Consider the following 17,202-nt stretch of genomic DNA (forward strand, 5'->3'; position numbering starts at 1 on the left):
ATCCGCCATCGCGTGGCCGAGCTGGCCGAGGGTCAGGTGCCCAACTTCAACGTCGCTCAGGCGCAGCTCGCCGAGGTCAACCGCAGCGACGAGCGCCGCGTGCAGCCGCTGCTGCGGCCGGGCCGCACGCCAGGCACGGTGGAGGTCGAGCTGAAGGTGACCGACGAACTGCCGCTGGAGGCGACGGTCGAACTGAACAACCGCCATGCCGCCGACACCACGCCGTGGCGTCTGCAGGGAACGCTGCGCTATGCCAACCTGTGGCAGCTCGACCATGCGCTGGCCGTCACCGCGATCACCGCGCCGGCCGAGCCGAAAGAGAGCCAGGTGCTGTCGATGACCTACACCGTGCCGCTGCCCTCGCAGCGCACGCTGGTCGGCTACCTCGTTGCCAGCGACAGTACGCTCGAGCCGCTGGGTGCCGCCACCGTGTTCGGCAAGGGCATCACCGCCGGCCTGCGCTGGGTGCATCCGCTGGCGGTGTCGCCGGCACAGGGTTCGCACAGCGTCACGCTCGGCGCCGACTACAAGAACCTGCGCGAGCGCATCGAGTCGGCCGGCGTCGACGCGCTGTCCACGCCGCTGCGCTACATGCCCTTCCTGGCCGCCTACAGCGGCCTGTGGCAGGAGGGCGCCGAGCAGACGCAGCTGAACCTCACCGCCACCTTCGGCCTGCGCCGACTGCTGCAGCGGGATGTCGAGTGCCCCGGCAACATCGGCCCGGTCGACCAGTTCGCCTGCAAGCGCCAAGGTGCGGACGGCGGCTTCTCCACGCTGCGCCTGGACTGGCGGCACAACCGGCCGGCGCCGTGGATCGGCGGTGCGCTCGGTCTGCGCCTGGGCGGTCAAGTGGCGTCGCAGCCGGTGCCCAGCAGCGAGCAGTTCAGCGCCGGCGGTGCCGAGACAGTGCGCGGCTACCTGGAGGGTGAGGGCTCGGGCGACCACGGCCTGCTGGGTTCGCTGGAGTGGCGCAGCAGCAACCTGATGCCCGCCCGCGAGGCTGCCGAGCCTGCGGTGCTGAACACGGTCAACCTGATCGGCTTCGTCGACGTGGCGCGCCTGTACACGCTGCTGCCGACCGCCGGGCAGGCGGCGCGCACGCCGCTGGCCGGCACCGGCTTCGGACTGCGCGCGCAGGCCTGGCGCCGCTGGAATGCCGAGCTCGACTTCGCCTGGCCGCTGAAGGCCACCTCCCGCACTCCCGACCGCGACGTGCGTGTGCACGCCCGCCTGGTCGGCACCTTCTGAGCCCGAGACCATGCGCAGCCGTTCATCCGCCTCCAAGCTCGCCAACCCCGGACTCACGCGCCTGGCGATGGCGCTGGCGGCGATCTGGCCGCTGCAGTCGGTCGGCCAGACGGCGGCCCGCCCGGCGGTGCCGATGCCCAACGTGGTGCCCGTGCCGGCCACGGCCTGGCGCATCTCGGGCAGCGGCGCAGCAGCACCGGTCAACACGCTCAACAACCGCGGCGGGGTCGATCAGTTGATCAACCAGACCAGCAACCGCGCGGTCTACCAGTGGAACAGCTTCGACATCGGCGGCGCCAGCAGCGTCGAGTTCCGCATGCCGGACGCGAGCAGCAGCGCGCTCAACCGCGTGCTCAACAGCACGCAGCCCAGCGCGATCTTCGGTTCGCTGAAGTCGAATGGGCAGGTCTACCTGCTCAACGGCAACGGCATCCTGTTCGGTGCCGGCGCGCGGGTCAATGTCGGCTCGCTGGTCGCGTCGACGATGAACATCGCGGATGCCGACTTCGCCAGCGGACTCACCGAGTCCATCTACGGCGCGCGCCCCAGCCTGTCTCTGGACCCGACCGTGCTCGGCGCGCCGGCCGTCGGCCCGGGCTTCGTCGAGGTGGCACAAGGCGCGAGCATCGTCAGCGCCGCCGGCGGCCGCGTCTTCCTGTTCGCCGAGCAGGTGAACAACGCCGGCCGTATCGAGACGCCGGGCGGGCAGACGGTGCTCGGTGCCGGCGACGCGATCTACCTGCAGGCGCCGACGGTCGAGCGCATCTACGCGTCCGAGGTCAACCCGCAGGTGCCGGCGGTGCGCGGCCTGCTCGTCGAGGTCGGTGGCAGCAACGGCACGGTGACCAACACCGGCGAGATCGTCACCGCGCGCGGCAACACCACGCTGGTGGGCATGGCCGTCAACCAGCTCGGCCGCATCAGCGCCACCACCAGCGTCAGCGAGAACGGCTCGGTGCTGCTGCTCGCGCGCGGCAATGCCAGCGCGGTGTCGGCGGGCGCGGAGATCACCAAGCGCGCCACCGAGGGCGGCACGCTGGTGCTCGGCGAAGGCAGCCGCATCGAGATCACCGCCGACACCTCGCTCGACAAGAACGGCAAGCCGCTGACCTCCACGGAGCAGTCCGCCTTCACCACCTCGCGCATCGAGATGGCCGGCAAGACGGTCGAGTTCCAGCGTGATGCCGAGGTGATCGCGCCCGGCGCGGCGATGCGCGTGCGCGCCGAGTCGGTGCCCGACTACGACCGTCCCACCGGCAGCCTGCAGGCGCTCGATGCCCCCGACACCGGCCGCCCCACGCGCGCCTTCGACCCGACGGCGCGCCTGATCCTCGGCGAGGGCGTGGTGATCGATGTCTCCGGCACCACCGACACGAAGGTCTCGGTGGCGCGCAACTTCGTCACCACCGAACTGCTCGGCGCCAGCGACCTGCGCGACGCGCCGCTGCAGAAGGACGGGCCGCTGTACCGCAGCCGCGTGACCTTCGACGTGCGCGACGACGCGCCCATCCTCGGCGACACCTCGAGCTACCTGAAGGGCATCGAGAAGACCGCCTCGGAGCGCCTGTCCGCCGGCGGCTCGGTGCTGCTGGAGAGCACCGGCGTGGTGGCCACGCATGCCAGCTCGGTGATCGACGTCTCCGGCGGCAAGGTGGACTACACCGCGGCGCAGGTCGCGCCGACCACGCTGGTCTCCGAGACCGGCCAGCGCTACACGCTCAACGACGCGCCGGCCGACCAGCGCTACACGCAGGTCAGCAACGTCGGCACCGGCAAGTACGACCGCTGGGGGCCGGTGGTGCAATGGACCGCCAACCCGCGCGGCCGGCTCGAGGAAGGTTATGCGGAAGGCCGCGCGGCAGGCAACGTGCGCATCCTCGGCAGCCAGGCCGTGCTCGATGGCCGGCTCGACGCCCACACGGTGGCCGGCGAGCGCCAGCGCAGCGGGCAGGACGCGCTGGCCGCCACCGGCCGGCTGCAGCTCGGCGTGGCCGGCAATGTCGACGGCACCGGGCTGCAGTCTGGCGTGCGCATCGTCGAATCGAGCGCGGCACAGACGGCGTTCTGGACCAACCCGATCACGGCCGCGCCCGCCGGGACCGAGACCACGCTGTCTGCGGCGATGCTGCAGGCCTCGGGCATCGGCTCGCTGAGCATCGGCAGCGACGGTGGCATCCGCAGCGATGCCGACGCCGACCTGTCGCTCGGCGACGGTACGAGCCTGACCCTCTACAACCGAGGCACGGCCGGCATCGAACTGGCGGGCGACATCGTCGCCAGCGGTGGCACCGTCAACGCGCAGACGGTCGGCAATCCCGGCGTGGTCGGCGCTGTCGCCGGCGACATCCGCGTGGCCGAGGGCACGACGCTGGACGTGGCCGGGCGCATCGTTAACCGCCAGCGTGACGGCGCCGCGGCGAGCGGACGTGTCGATGCCGGCAGCATCGCGCTGCGCTCCGGTGCCGGCCTGGCGGTCGGCGAGGGCGCGCTACTCGATGTGTCGGGTGGCGCTACCGTCGCCGCAGGAGGTGCGATCAGCGGCGGCAACGCCGGTGCGATCACGCTGAGCAGCTCGCTGTTGAACGAGCAGGCGCAGCGCTTCGAGCTGCAGGGCGAACTGCGTGGCGAGGCCATCGGCCGCGGCGGTAGCCTGACGCTGCGCGCGGCGCAGGTGCACGTCGGCGGCGATGCGGTCTCCGACCCGCTGCGCGGTGTGCTGTCGCTGGCGCCCTCGTTCTTCACGCAAGGCGGCTTCGGCAGCTATGACGTCGACGGCATCGTCTCGCTCGACGTGGCGGCCGGCACCACGCTGGCGCCGACGCAGCTCAACCGCATCGCCGGCGCCGCCACCCGGCTGGCGCCGACCGGTTCGCGCCTGGCGGACGTTGCGCCGCTGGGCACGTTGCCGGATGTGCAGCGCCGGCCGACGAACCTGACGCTGCAGTCCAGCGGCCAGGCCTCACGGGCCGAGAGCGGCGCGTTGAGCGTTGCCGAAGACGCCCGCATCGACATGGAGCCCGGCGCCAGCCTGACGCTGCGCGGCGCGCGCAGCGTGCTCGTCGACGGCACGCTCACTGCACCCGGCGGCACGGTGACGCTCACGCAGACCGGCACGGTCGGCGGCCTCGCCGCCGACGACGTGCTGCGCCTGGGCGAGAGCAGCCGGATCGACGTCTCCGGCCAGGTGCTGCGAGCACCGAGCACGGATGGCCTGGCGCGCGGCCAGGTGCAGGCCGGTGGCTCCATTGCACTGAACGCCGTGACGCTGGACTGGCGTGACGGCTCCGAGCTGCGGGCCGACGGCACACGCGCGCGCCTGGACGGCGGCACCAGCGGTGCGGCCTGGCCGGAAGGTCCGACCACCGTGGCCAGCAACGGCGGCAACCTGCGTGTGCGCATCGAAGCCGGCGGCGGCAGCGACAGCACGCTGGCCGGCAGCTTCTCGGCGCAGGCCGGTGGCGCCGGCGCGGGTGGCGGGGCGCTGTCCGTCGCGGTGGTGCAGACCGACAACAACGCCACGGCGCCGGCGCACACGCTGCGCCTGCAGGGCGAAGGCGCAGCGGCGGCGGCAGACCCGAACCGCAAGACCGTGACGCTGGGCAGCGAGCTGGTGAAAGACGCGAAGCTCGGCGAGCTGTCCCTCGCGGCACTCGACACGGTGGAACTGGCCGGCGACATCGACCTCGCGCTGCAGCGCCGCGTCGTGCTCGATGCGCCGACCTTGCAGCTCGGTGAAGGGGCCGACGTCAAGTTGTCCGCTGCCAGCGCGCAGCTCGGCAACACCAGTGGCCGGCAGGATGCCGTGCCGTCGGCCGGGGGCACGGGCCGTCTCCTGATCGATGCGGCGCCGACGGGCAGCAGCGCGGCGGCGCAGGCGGCTGCCGCGAGCAGCAGCATCGATCTGGTCGGCCGCTTCGCCGTCTCCGGTGCCGAGCAGGTCGAACTGAGCAGCAGCGGCGACATCCGCCTGCATGGCGTCATCTCCGAGGGTAAGACCCGGGGAGCCTTGGCGGTCGACGCCGACCTGACGCTCAGCGCGGCGCAGGTCTACGGCACGACGGCAACGCAGTTCGAGGTCGATGCCGGCGGTCACCGGATCGAGATCCGTCGCCCGGAAGGCGCCGGCACGGCCACGCCGGCGGCGCCGCTGTCCGCCGGTGCGGCATTGAGCTTCAAGGCCGATCAGATCGTCCAGGGTGGGGTGCTGCGCGCGCCGCAGGGCAGCATCTCGCTGCAGGCCACTCGCAGCATCGAACTCAGCGACCAGAGCCTCACCTCGGTCAGCGCCGAAGGCCGCACCGTGCTCTACGGCAGCACGGTGGGCGGCACCGACTGGTACCACGGTGTGCCCAACAACACCGTCACGGCGCCGCCGGACAAGCGGGTGGACCTCGATGCGCCGGCGGTGAACATCGGCGAGCGCAGCGTCGTCGGCGCCGACGGCAAGAGTTCGACCGCGCCGACGGTGGACCTCGGCGGCGGCGGCGAACTGGTCGCCTACGAATTCGTCGCCGGTCCGGGCGGCTCGCGTGACGTGTTCGCCGGAGCGGCCGGCGGCGCCTATGCGATCGTGCCGACGGCGGCCGGCCTGGCACCGCTGGACAGCCAGATCCTCTCCGAGACCGATGCGGCCGGTGCGGTGGCCGCCGCCTCGGCCGGCCGCCAGATCACGCTGACGCAGGACCTGCGATTCGGCGGCCAGACACTGCGCGCCGGCACCTACGCCTTGCTGCCGGCGCGCTACGCGATGATGCCTGGCGCCTTCCTGGTGCAGGCGGGCGGTGCTGCGCCGAGCGACGGCTCCGCCGCCCGCCAGGCCAACGGCGCGCTGCTCGTCGGCGCACGCCTCGGCGTGGCCGGCACCGACCAGCTCGATGCGCGGGCATCGTCCTTCGTGATCACGCCGGCCACGCTGGCGCGGCAGTCCTCCGAGATCCGCACCACCGAGGCCTCGGGCTACTTCCGCGACCGCGCCGCGCGCGACGGTGCCGCCGTGCCCAACCTGCCCGTGGATGCCGGCACCTTGAACCTGCGCACGCAGCAACTGGTGCTCGACGGTGCGCTGGGTTTCGCATCGGCCGGGCGGCGTGGCGAACTGAACATCGCCTCCGAGCGCATCGTCGTCGACGAGACGCGCAGCGGACACGGCGACGCGCTGGTGCTGACGCCCGACCAGCTCAACGACAGCGGTGCCGGCAGCGTGCTGCTCGGCGGCGTGCGCAGCCAGGCCGCCGATGGCAGCCGCATTGGCGAGGCGGTGGCCGAGAGCGTGGTGCTGGCCAACGACCAGCAGGCGATCATGGTGCCCGATCTGCTGTTGCTCGCGAAGGAGCAGGTCAGCGTGGGCGCCGGCGCGGTGGTGATTGCCACGGCAGCCCCGGCACCGGCTGCGTCCGGCCCGGTCGAGCTCAACGTGAGCGGCGACGGCGCGTCGCTGCGGATCAACGCGTCGGGTGCCGGCGTGACGCGCAACGGCGTGCCCGCGGCCGCGGCCGAGCGCAGCGCGAATGTCGACATCGGCGCGGGCGCGCGGCTGGTGGCCGGCGATGCCGGACAGATCAGCATCGAGGCGACCGCGCGCACGGGCCTGGCCGAATCGGCCGTGCTGGATGCCGGCAGTATCACGCTGGGCGCTGCACAGGTGCGGGTCGGCGGCGATGCGCAGACCGGCAGCGATGCGCTGCAGGTGCGCGGTGCGCTGGCCGATCGGCTCAATGCGGCCGAGTCGCTGACGCTGCGCAGCTACGGCGATATCGTCTTCGCGGACGGCGCGTCGCTGGGTTCGTCGGCGCAGGAGCGACTGGTGCTCGATGCCGGCACGCTGCGCCTGGACGACGGCGCCCGGGCCTCCGTGCGCGCGGGTGAGCTGCAGCTTACCAACAGCAGCGGCGCCAGCGCTGGCGTGGCGGCGGGCAGCGGCCGCCTGGATCTCGAGGCACGCGACGGCGCGCTGACCATCGGCTCCGGTGCCGTGGCCGTGGCCGGTGCCGCCAACGTGGCCGTGCGCGCGCACGGCTCGGTGGTGCTCGACGGTGAAGGCAGCCTGGCCAGCAGCGGCCATCTCGGCTTGACCGCCGCCAGCCTGACCGCGACGCAAGGTGCACAGCACAGGATCGATGCCGCCGGCAGCTTCACGCTGCGTGCGGGCGACGGCGAGGCCAGCGAGGCCGGCGCCGGTGCGCGCGTGGCGATCGAGGCCCGCACGCTGACGCAGGCAGGGCGCATCGAGCTGCCGTCGGGCACGCTGGAATTGAAGGCCAGCGGCGGCAGCGGCACCACGCTGCGTTTCAGCGAAGGCTCGACGACCACGGTCGCCGGCGGCAGCCGGGTCATCGACGGCGTGGCGGTGGACAGCCCCGCCGGCCGCATCGTGGCCGAAGCGCGCACGGGGTCGCTGGCTGTGGACGCGGGTGCCTTGCTCGATGTCTCCGCGCAGGGCGATGCCAGTGCCGGTTCGCTGGCGCTGTCGGCCACGCGTGCAGGCCTGGTGCTGAATGGAACCCTGCGCGGTACCTCGCAGCAGGGCGACGGCGCCGAGCTGTCGCTGGACAGCCGCGACGCCGTAGATCTCGCGGAGCTGGGCCGCTCTTTGGCGACTCAGGCCACGACCGCCGCGGCCAACTTCGACGGCTCGATCGCGGTGCGCAACCGTGCCGGCAACCAGGTCGTTGCCGCCGACGCGAGCCTGCGCTCGCAGCGCATTGCGGTGGTGGCGGATGCCGGCGCGCTCGACGTGCGCGGCACGCTGCTGGCTGGTGCCGAGCGCGGTGCCGAAGTGATCCTTGCCGCCGGCGACGATGTGACGCTGAGCAACGGCGCGCGCGTGCGCGCCGACAACCGCGGCGACGATGTCGATGGGGGCCGCGTACAGGTGCTCAGCACCGAAGGACGCATCCGCCTGCAGCAGGGGGCCGTGATCGGCACCGCGGCAGGCGAGGGCGGCGAGGGTGGCACGCTGACGCTGCGTGCGCAGCGCGACGGCGTGAGCACCGCGACACCAGGCGGCACCGACGTGCGCATCGATGCGCTGGCCGCGGCGTTCGAGAACGTGCGGCGCATCGAGGCCGAGGCCGTGCGCATCTACGAGGGCGTGGAGCTGATCAGCGAGACGGCGACGCAGCCGCCTGCACCTGCACCTGCACCTGCTCCTGCTCCTGCTCCTGCTCCTGCTCCCGCACCGGCACCTGCACCTGCACCTGCACCGGCACCTGCACCGGCACCTGCACCTGCACCTGCACCTGCACCGGCACCGGCACCGGCACCTGCACCTGCACCTGCACCTGCACCGGCACCGGCACCGGCACCTGCACCTGCACCTGCACCTGCACCTGCACCTGCACCTGCCCCTGCACCGGCACCGGCACCGGCTCCGGCTCCGGCACCGGCTCCGCCCCCATCGCCAGATCCTTCAGCGGGCAATGGCACGACGACACCCGGCAACACGCCGCCGACACCGCCGGTCGGCCCGGCGCCGATGCTGGCGCAGTCGGTCAACCTGATGAATGCGCTGCAGCAGCGCAAGACCATCCTGGCCGTCGCCTCGGACGGCAATGGCCCGACGACCCCCGGCAACACGCCGCCCACGCCACCCACGGGCTCTCCGGCACCGAGTCCGGCGCCTGCACCCGCACCCGCGCCAGCACCCGCACCCGCACCCGCACCCGCACCCGCACCCGCACCCGCACCAGCGCCAGCGCCAGCCCCCGGCCGAGCACCAGTGCTCAAGCCGTCGGTCGTCGCGTCCGACAATGCCGCCTTCATCGGCGCCGGTGCCGGCAACACCACGGCCATCGCCGCGCGACTGGCCGGCGGACGCAGTGACCTCGCCGGCAAGGTGGCTGTGGCCGCCGGCGTCGAGATCCGCTCCACTGGCGACCTCGCGCTGGGCGGTGACTGGAACCTGCAGCCGGCTGCCGGCAACCGCGTCGGCGAGCCGATGGCGCTGACGCTGCGCGCGGCCGGCAACCTGAACCTGGCCTACAGCCTGAGCGACGGCTTCGGCCCCGCGCCCGGGGCCAGCAACCGCACCGCGATCACCGCGAACGGCATCGCGCTCGACCAGGCGGCCGCGTCGTACCGGCTGATCGGCGGCGCCGATCTGAGCTCGGCCGACGTGATGGCCACGTTGCACAGCGACAGCGCCGGCGACGTGGTCATCGGCCGCGAGTCGGCCTTCGGCGGCGCGGCGCCGTCGGTGTTCGTGCGCAGCACCACCGGCTCAATAGCCATCGCCGCCGGCCGGGACATCCAGCAGCTCAACAGCCAGGCGCGTGTCTACACCACCGGCACGCCGGTGGCCGCCGTAGACATGCCCGGCTTCGAGCGCCTGCGCGTGCGCGCCGTGGACCAGCTGGTGCGCGGCCTGGGCCGCCCGGTCGGCCCGTTCTTCGAGGACGCCGGCGACATCACGCTGTCCGCCGGCCGCGACGTGCAGGGCTCGCCGTCCACCGTGGTGCTGGCCAACGGCCTGACGCAGGGCGTGCAGTACGTGACCGACTGGTGGTACCGCCAGACCGATCCGATCGATGCGGCCAAGCCGGCCGGACTGTGGTCACGCTACGACCTGTTCGCGCAGGGCATCGCCTCCTTCGGCGGCGGGCACATCCGCGTCAGCGCGGGGCGCGACGTGGTCGACCTCGATGCCTCGACGCCCCTGGCCGGCTACTCGGTCGGCGAGGCCGGCACGCCCGGTAGTGCCGACTACCAGGCCGCGCAGTCGCGCTGGTTTGCCGGCGGTGCGCTCGACGTGAGTGCCGGCCGCGACGTGGTCGGCGGCCTGCTCTATGCGGGCGGGACGCAGGCCTCGCTGCGCGCCGGCGGCGAAGTGCGCGGCGGCAGCGGCGCAACCGACGCCTACGCGGCCACGCAGATCCTGCACGCCGACACGGCCTGGACCATCGAGGCCGCGGGCGATCTGACGATCGGCAGCCCGACCAATGCCGCGCTGCTGGCCGGTACCGCGCAAGGCCTCGAGAACTCGCCACGCACCGACGTGGTGGACGGTCTGGCCGCGCAGGCGAGTGCCCGCGTGATCAGCGCGGCGGGTGACCTGAGCGTGGTCGGTGATCGGCCCGTGTCGGGCTCGGGTTCCGCGCCCGGCGCGGCCGCAGTGATCGTTCCCGACGAACTGCTGCTCGCCGCACCGCTGGGCAGCATCAGCGCCCCTACGCTGGTGCAGAAGCCGCGAGGCGAAAGCACCCTGGCACTTCTGGCCCGAGACGACATCGAGGTGACGGCCGTGCGCGTACCGGTGTCGCTGCCGGACGCCGGGCAAGTGCCGACGCCCCTCGCGCCGGCCGAGCTGATCGAGTTCTACAACAGCAACCTCGGCGAGTGGGCCGGCAAGGAAGTCGGTCTCGACCAGAGCAGCCGCACACCGGTGCGCCTGGTCTCCGAGCAGGGCAGTGTGGCGCTGGACAGCCAGCCCTCGTTCAGTGCGCGACCGGTACGCCTGATCGCCGGTGAGGATCTGCGGCTCGACGGCTCGCTGCAGGTGCAGCACCAGGGCGCCGGCGAACTCTCGCTGCTGCAGGCCGGGCGCGACCTGCGCTTCGCCGAGCTGGGCTCGGTGCGCATCGGTGGCCCCGGCGACCTGCTCGCGCTGGCCGGGCGTGACATCGACTTCGGTCGCGGCCCCGGCATGGTCAGCGTCGGCAACCAGGACAACCCGCTTCAGCTGCCGCGCGGCGGTGCCGGCATCACGCTGCTGGCCGGCGTGAACCTGGCCGACTATGCGCAGGCGGCGCAGGGCGGCTTCCAGCTGCTCGGCAGCGGCTTCGCCAACTTCCCGGCCGAGCTGCTGGTCCAGCTCGAGGCGCTGCAGTCCGGCGGCGCGCTGCTCGACGCCGCGGCGCAGCGCACGGCGGCCAAGGCCTATGCGGCGCTGACGCCAGTGCAGCAGCGCGAGCGCGTGCGCGCACTGGTCGGCACCGAGGCCTTCGACCGTGACTATGAGGCCTACATGGTCAAGGCGATCGCGCAGGCCGAAGCGCTCAGCGCAGCGGCGACCGCGGCCACGGACACCGGCGCGATCTCGGGCTCGGTGCGCGGCGACGACGCCCTGCCGGTGCCTGGCAGCGAGCTGCTGCCCGGCAACACCACGCTGCCGCGCAACGCCAGCGCGGCGCAGCGCGAGGCCGCGCAGGCCCAGGTGCGCGAGCAGTTGCGCGACGCCTTGCAAGGCCGTGCACTGGCCGCGGTGCTGGCACAGCGCGCGCAGACACTGGCCGACGCGACGCAGAGTTCGCTGGCGCTGGCGCTGTCGCCCTACGCCGATTCGCTGCGCGCCTATGTCTCCCAGCGCGTGGGCGCGACGCTCGATGCGGCCCAGGCCGCGCAGCGCTTCACCGAACTGCCGCTCGAGCAGCAGGCGCTGTTCATGAACCGTGTGCTCTCCGGCGAGTTGCGCAGCGCCGGCCGCGCCGCCCTGAGCGGCGAACGCATCGACTACCTGCGTGGCTACGACGCGCTGGAGACGCTGTTCGCCGGCAGCCGTGCACGCGGCGACATCACGCTGTCGAACAGCCAGGTGAAAACCGAGCAGGGCGGCGACATCCGCCTGGCCGCCCCTGGCGGGCGCATCAACGTCGGCGACCTCGCCGGCGGCGGCATCGTCAAGTCGACCAGCGAGCTGGGCATCGTCAGCGTGGCCGGCGGCGCGATCGAGGCGGCCACGCGGCTGAGCTTCGAGGTCAACCAGTCGCGCGTCTTCACGCTGGCGCGCGGCGACGTGCTGCTGTGGGCCAGCCTCGGCAACCTCGATGCCGGCCGCGGCGCGAAGACCGTGGTCGGCGCGCCGCCGCCGGTGTTCCGCATCAACGAGGACGGCCAGTTCGTCGTCGACACCAGCGGTTCGTTCAGCGGCAGCGGCATTGCCGTTCTCGACAGCGACAGCACGCTGGACCTGTACGCGCCGCTGGGCGAGATCAACGCCGGCGACGCCGGCATCGCTTCGGCCGGCAACGCCTTCCTCGGTGCCGTGCGCTTCGTCGGCGCCGACAACCTCGCGGTCGGTGGCGTGGCCGTCGGTGCACCGCCGCCAGCGCCGACCGGCGGTGCGACCGCGGGCCTGGGCAACAGCGCCACGGACGCGACACTTTCCGGCCCTTCGGCCGCCAACGCCGACGAGGAAGAAGACAAACGCAAGCGCCGCGCGCGCCGCAACCTGCTGCTCGAGTTCCTGGGCTTCGGCCCCGACCGTTCCTGATCCGCCCTGGCAACCCACACCATGACCATCCGCCGTCTCGCCGCCCGATTCGCCGCCCCTGTCGCGGCGTTGCTGCTGGCCACGCTCAGCCCCACCGCCCAGGCCTGGTGGAACGCCGACTGGACCCTGCGCACCCGCGTCACTCTCGACACCTCCGCGAAGGGTGTGCCGACACAGGAGGCTGTCGCCGGCCTGCTGGTGCCGTTGCGGCTGCACTCGGGCAACTTCGATTTCGCCACCGCCAAGGAGGACGGCAGCGACCTGCGCGTGATCGTGGCCGACGACAAGACGCCGCTGAAGTTCAGCGTCGAACGCTTCGACGGCATCAATGAGCTGGCGGTGCTGTGGGTCGAGCTGCCCAGCGTGGTGCCGGGCACCGACAAGAACATGATCCACGTCTACGCCGGCAACCCGAAGGCAGCGGCCGAGCCGGTGGTCAACGTGGTACCGGCCGACACGCTGGCGCTGCGCTTCAGCGAGACGGACGGTCCGGCCGCCGATGCGTCCGGCGCGATCCGCAGCGAGCAGCCGGTGCTGCGCGAGATCAACGGCCTGCTGGCCGGCAGCCTGCGCCTGGCCGGCCAGCCGGTCACCTGGCCGGCGGGCGAGAAGCTGCGCGTGGCGGCGGGCGGCGCGCTGACGCTGGCGCTGTGGGTCAAGCCCGACAACCCGAGCCAGGGCACGCTGGTCGACTGGGGGCCGCTGAAGGCGACGCTGAAGGACGGTGCGGTGCAGCTCGCGCTGGGCAGCGCGCAGGTGGCTGGCGGCAGCCTGCCGCCCGGTGCCTGGGCGCACGTGGTGCTGTCCATGAGCGCCGGCAAGGCCGCGGTCTACGTCAACGGCGCCAGGGCCGCCGAGGGTGATGCAGCCCTGCCGGCGATCGACGCGCCGCTGGCCGTCGGCGCCGGCCTGGCCGGGCAGCTCGACGAGCTGCAGGTCATCGCCGGCGCGCGCAGTGCCGACTGGATCCGCCTGGCCGCCGAGTCGCAGGGGGCCGGCAGCAAGCTGCTCAGCAGCGTGCAGGAGGCTGCTGGCGAGGCCGACGCGGGCGGCAGCGAACACGGCTACATGGGCATCCTGGTCAAGAACCTGACGGTCGATGCCTGGGTGGTCATCATCATCCTCGGCCTGATGTTCGTCGTCGCCGCCTGGGTGATGGTGGTGAAGACGCTGATGATCGGCCGCACCGACCGCGACAACCGCAATTTCCTGCAGCGCTTCCGCGGCGCCACCGGCGACCTGCTGCTGCTCGACAAGGGTGCGGTGCACCCGCACTCGTCGCTGTTCCGCCTCTACCAGGCCGGGCTGCGCGAGCTGAGGAAGCGCAACGTCGGCACCGACGAGCAGGTCTCGCAGGCGGCGCTCAGCGGCGCCTCGCTCGACGCGGTGAAGGCCTCGGTCGATGCCGACCTGGTGCGCGAGAACCACAAGCTCAATGCGCAGATGGTGTTCCTGACCATCGCGATCTCCGGGGGGCCCTTCCTCGGCCTGCTCGGCACGGTGGTCGGCGTGATGATCACCTTCGCCGCCATCGCCGCGGCCGGCGACGTCAACGTCAACGCGATCGCGCCGGGCATCGCCGCCGCGCTGCTGGCCACGGTGGCCGGCCTGGCCGTCGCGATCCCCGCGCTGTTCGCCTACAACTGGCTGGCCTCGCGCATCAAGAACATCTCGGCGGACATGCAGATCTTCGTCGACGAGTTCGTCACCCGCGTGGCCGAGACCTACGGCCAGCGTTGAACCAGACCAGGAGCAGCGCATGTCAGCGGACGTGAAGGGCGACAACCAGCCCTACGACGACATCAACATCACGCCGATGCTGGACCTGGCCTACGTGCTGCTGGTCACCTTCATCATCCTGACCACCGCCTCGGTGCAGGGCGTGCGCGTCAACTCGCCGCAGACGCAGGCGGCCAACAACCTGGCCAAGCCGCAGACGCGCGCCGTGACGATCACTGCCGACGGCGCGATCTACCTCGACGCCTATCCGGTCTCGCTCGAGCAGCTGGCCTCGACGCTCGGCCAGTACAAGGCCGCCAACCCGGCGCTGCCGGTGGTGCTCAAGGGCGACGCGGCGGCGCAGTACGACAAGGTGATGCAGGTGCTGGAGGTGCTGAAGAAGCTCGACATCACCGAGGTCGGCCTGGTGACCAAACGCGCGGCGTGAGGAGCACCCCATGTCCATCCAGGTCGGCAACGACTCCCAGCCCTACGACACCATCAACGTGACGCCGATGCTCGACCTGGCGTACGTGCTGCTGGTCGTCTTCATCCTGATGACCACCGCCTCGGTGCAGGGCCTCGACATCTCGATGCCCAAGCCGTCGAACAAGCCGGCGACCGAGAAGCACGAGCTGCTGATCGTGCAGGTGGCGCCCGGCGGCAGCCTGGTGCTCAACGGCGTGGGCGTCAGCGCCGCCGAGCTGGAGGCGCGGCTCAACGAGGCCAAGGCGCGCGACCCGAAGATGTCGGTGGCGATCAAGGGCGACGCGGCGGCGCGCTACGCGCAGGTGATCGAGGTGATCGACCTGTGCAACCGGCTGGGCGTCAACATGGGCCTGGTGACGGCCCGTATCGGCACCTGAGGCCGCCGCCATGCCGCTCGCCGAGAACTCGCTCGCCCCGACCAGCGGCCGCACCTGGCTGCTGCGCATCGTCGTGGCACTGGTGCTGGTCGGCTTCGTCGCCGGCCTGACGGTGCTGGCGCGCACCATGCTGTCCAAGCCCGACGCGCCGAAGCGCCAGATCGCGAAGATCTCCATCCTGCCGGACACGCCGCCGCCGCCACCGCCGCCGCCGCGCGAGGAACCGCCCAAGCCGACGCCGCGCGACGAGCCCAAGCCGGTGCAGCAAGAGCAGCCCAAGCCTGCCGATGCGCCGCCGGCGCAGGCGCCGATCAAGATGGAAGGTGCGGCCGGCAGCGGCGACAGCATGTTCGCCGCCGGCGCGGTGACGCAGGACTACAAGGGCGGGCCGCCGCAGGTCGGCACGCCGGCCTCGGCGGCAGGCACCGGCTCGGACCGCGCGCTCGAGCGCTTCTATGCGAACTCGGCGCGCCAGCTGCTGCGCGACGAGATCGAACGCCAGCTGCGCCCGGAGGCGGGCGAGCTGACCGCCACCTTCGCGCTGTGGGTCGAATCCGACGGCCGCATCCGTCGATTCGAACTCGCCCCCAGCGGTGACAGCAGCCGCGACGAAAGCATGCAGCAGGCGCTGGACGGCACCTCGCGCGCGCTGAAGCTGCCGCCGCCCGGTGCGCTTGCGCAGCCGATGCGCTTTCGCCTCACGGTGCGCCCGCAGGGCTGACGCCTTCTCCATTCCGAACCTCGAACCCGTTGAACACCATGGCTCACCCCAAGCTGCTCCTGCGCCGTCTTCCGCTGGCCCTGGCCGGCCTCGGCCTGGCCGGTGCCGTCACCGCCCAGACGGCACCCTCCGCCCCTGCTGCAGGCGCCTCGGCGCCGGCCACCGCTGCGAGCAGGGAGCGCGCCGAGCTCGAACAGTTGCGCGCCACCACGCAGGCGCTGATCCAGGCGCTGGTCGATCAGGGCCTGATCAGCCGCGAACGTGCGGCCGCGCTGCTGCGCCAGGCCTCGGCCGGGGCGGCGGCGCCTGCTGCCGCGGCGCCGCCGCAGTGGGGCACGCCGGCCACCACCGTGCGCGTGCCCTACATCCCGGAGACGCTGAAGGCGCAGATCAAGGACGACATCAAGAACGACGTGCTGGCCACCGCGCGCGAGGAGGGCTGGGCCGACTCGCGGCGCATCCCGCCGTGGGTGCGCTCCCTGAAGCTGGAGGGCGACATCCGCGTGCGCGCGCAGGGCGAGATCTTCGACGAGGGCAACCTGCCGGCCGAGGTCTACCGCAGCCAGGTCGACTCGCCGGCCTGGTCGCCGGACCTCGCCAACACCGAGCTGTCGCGCCAGCGGCTGACGCTGCGTGCACGGCTGGGCGCACTGGCCAAGGTGTCGGAGGACGTCAGCGCCGGGCTGCGCATCGTCGCCGCGGGCACCAGCGGCTCGACCTCGGCCTCGACCACGCTGGGCAACAACTTCAACCGGCTGAGCGCAAGCTTCGATCGTGCCTGGCTGCGCTGGGAGCCGCGCTACAACCTGCGCTTCGAGGGCGGTCGCATCGCCAACCCCTTCTTCGGCAGCGACCTGATCTGGCCCGACGACCTGTCGCTCGACGGCGTGGCAATGCGCGCCGAGCGCGACCTCGCCAGCGGCCTGCTGGCGTTCGCGACGATCGGTGCCTTCCCGCTCGAGGAGTTCGCGCTCGGCAAGCGCGACAAGTGGCTGTACGGCCTGCAGCTCGGCACCGACTGGGCGGTGACCGACCGCACGCAGCTGCGTCTCGGCGTGGCGGTCTACGACTTCCAGAACGTCGAGGGTGTGCGCGAGACCGACCCGCCGCCGACCGGCCCGCGTGCCGGCACAGTGGGCTACCTGCTCAGCCAGTACCCGGCCGCGGTGCGCCAGAAGGGCAACACGCTGATCAACCTGAACGACCCGACCAGCACCGCCGCGCCGGTGTGGGGCCTGGCCTCGAAGTTCCGACCGGTCAACCTCAGCGCGGCAATGACCTTCGGCCACTTCGAGCCCTATCAGGTCGGATTGAGCGTCGACTGGGTGAAGAACACCGGCTTCGACATCGAGGACATCCGGCAGCGCGCCGGCACCAATGCCGTCGACCTGGTGCAGCCCAAGACCAGCGGCGTGCAGCTGCGCGGCGTGCTGGGCACGCCC

At 72.4% G+C, this 17,202-nt stretch carries 7 protein-coding genes; all 7 read left to right on the forward strand.

The features are described 5' to 3' along the window. Positions 1 to 1,248 (forward strand): ShlB/FhaC/HecB family hemolysin secretion/activation protein (locus AAG801_RS30565; RefSeq protein ID WP_341891761.1); only part of this gene is annotated, 1,248 nt, incomplete at its 5' end. Positions 1,249 to 1,258: 10 nt separating this feature from the next. Beyond that, complete coding sequence (locus AAG801_RS30570) at positions 1,259 to 12,454, forward strand: filamentous haemagglutinin family protein (protein WP_341891762.1); 11,196 nt, start codon at positions 1,259 to 1,261, stop codon at positions 12,452 to 12,454. A 21-nt stretch (positions 12,455 to 12,475) separates the two neighbouring features. Then, positions 12,476 to 14,194, forward strand: coding sequence for a DUF2341 domain-containing protein (locus tag AAG801_RS30575; protein WP_341891763.1), 1,719 nt, complete (start codon positions 12,476 to 12,478; stop codon positions 14,192 to 14,194). Between the two features lie 19 nt (positions 14,195 to 14,213). Continuing rightward, a complete protein-coding gene (locus AAG801_RS30580) occupies positions 14,214 to 14,621 on the forward strand; it encodes a biopolymer transporter ExbD (protein ID WP_341891764.1) in 408 nt (135 codons plus the stop codon). 10 nt (positions 14,622 to 14,631) lie between these two features. Continuing rightward, positions 14,632 to 15,039: a biopolymer transporter ExbD gene (locus tag AAG801_RS30585; RefSeq protein WP_341891765.1), complete on the forward strand. Its 408-nt coding sequence runs from the start codon at positions 14,632 to 14,634 to the stop codon at positions 15,037 to 15,039. 10 nt (positions 15,040 to 15,049) lie between these two features. Further along, positions 15,050 to 15,760: a TonB C-terminal domain-containing protein gene (locus AAG801_RS30590; RefSeq protein WP_341891766.1), complete on the forward strand. Its 711-nt coding sequence runs from the start codon at positions 15,050 to 15,052 to the stop codon at positions 15,758 to 15,760. Positions 15,761 to 15,798: 38 nt separating this feature from the next. Beyond that, positions 15,799 to 17,202, forward strand: a 1,404-nt coding sequence (locus AAG801_RS30595; RefSeq protein ID WP_341891767.1) for a putative porin, incomplete at its 3' end; no start/stop codon positions are given.

The organism is Variovorax sp. YR752 (assembly GCF_943372545.1).

Bases quoted from the DNA above. Each gene is read 5' to 3' on its own strand.
- AAG801_RS30580 (WP_341891764.1), top strand. From the start codon at position 14,214: ATGTCAGCGGACGTGAAGGGCGACAACCAGCCCTACGACGACATCAAC.
- AAG801_RS30590 (WP_341891766.1), top strand. From the start codon at position 15,050: ATGCCGCTCGCCGAGAACTCGCTCGCCCCGACCAGCGGCCGCACCTGG.
- AAG801_RS30575 (WP_341891763.1), top strand. From the start codon at position 12,476: ATGACCATCCGCCGTCTCGCCGCCCGATTCGCCGCCCCTGTCGCGGCG.
- AAG801_RS30585 (WP_341891765.1), top strand. From the start codon at position 14,632: ATGTCCATCCAGGTCGGCAACGACTCCCAGCCCTACGACACCATCAAC.
- AAG801_RS30570 (WP_341891762.1), top strand. From the start codon at position 1,259: ATGCGCAGCCGTTCATCCGCCTCCAAGCTCGCCAACCCCGGACTCACG.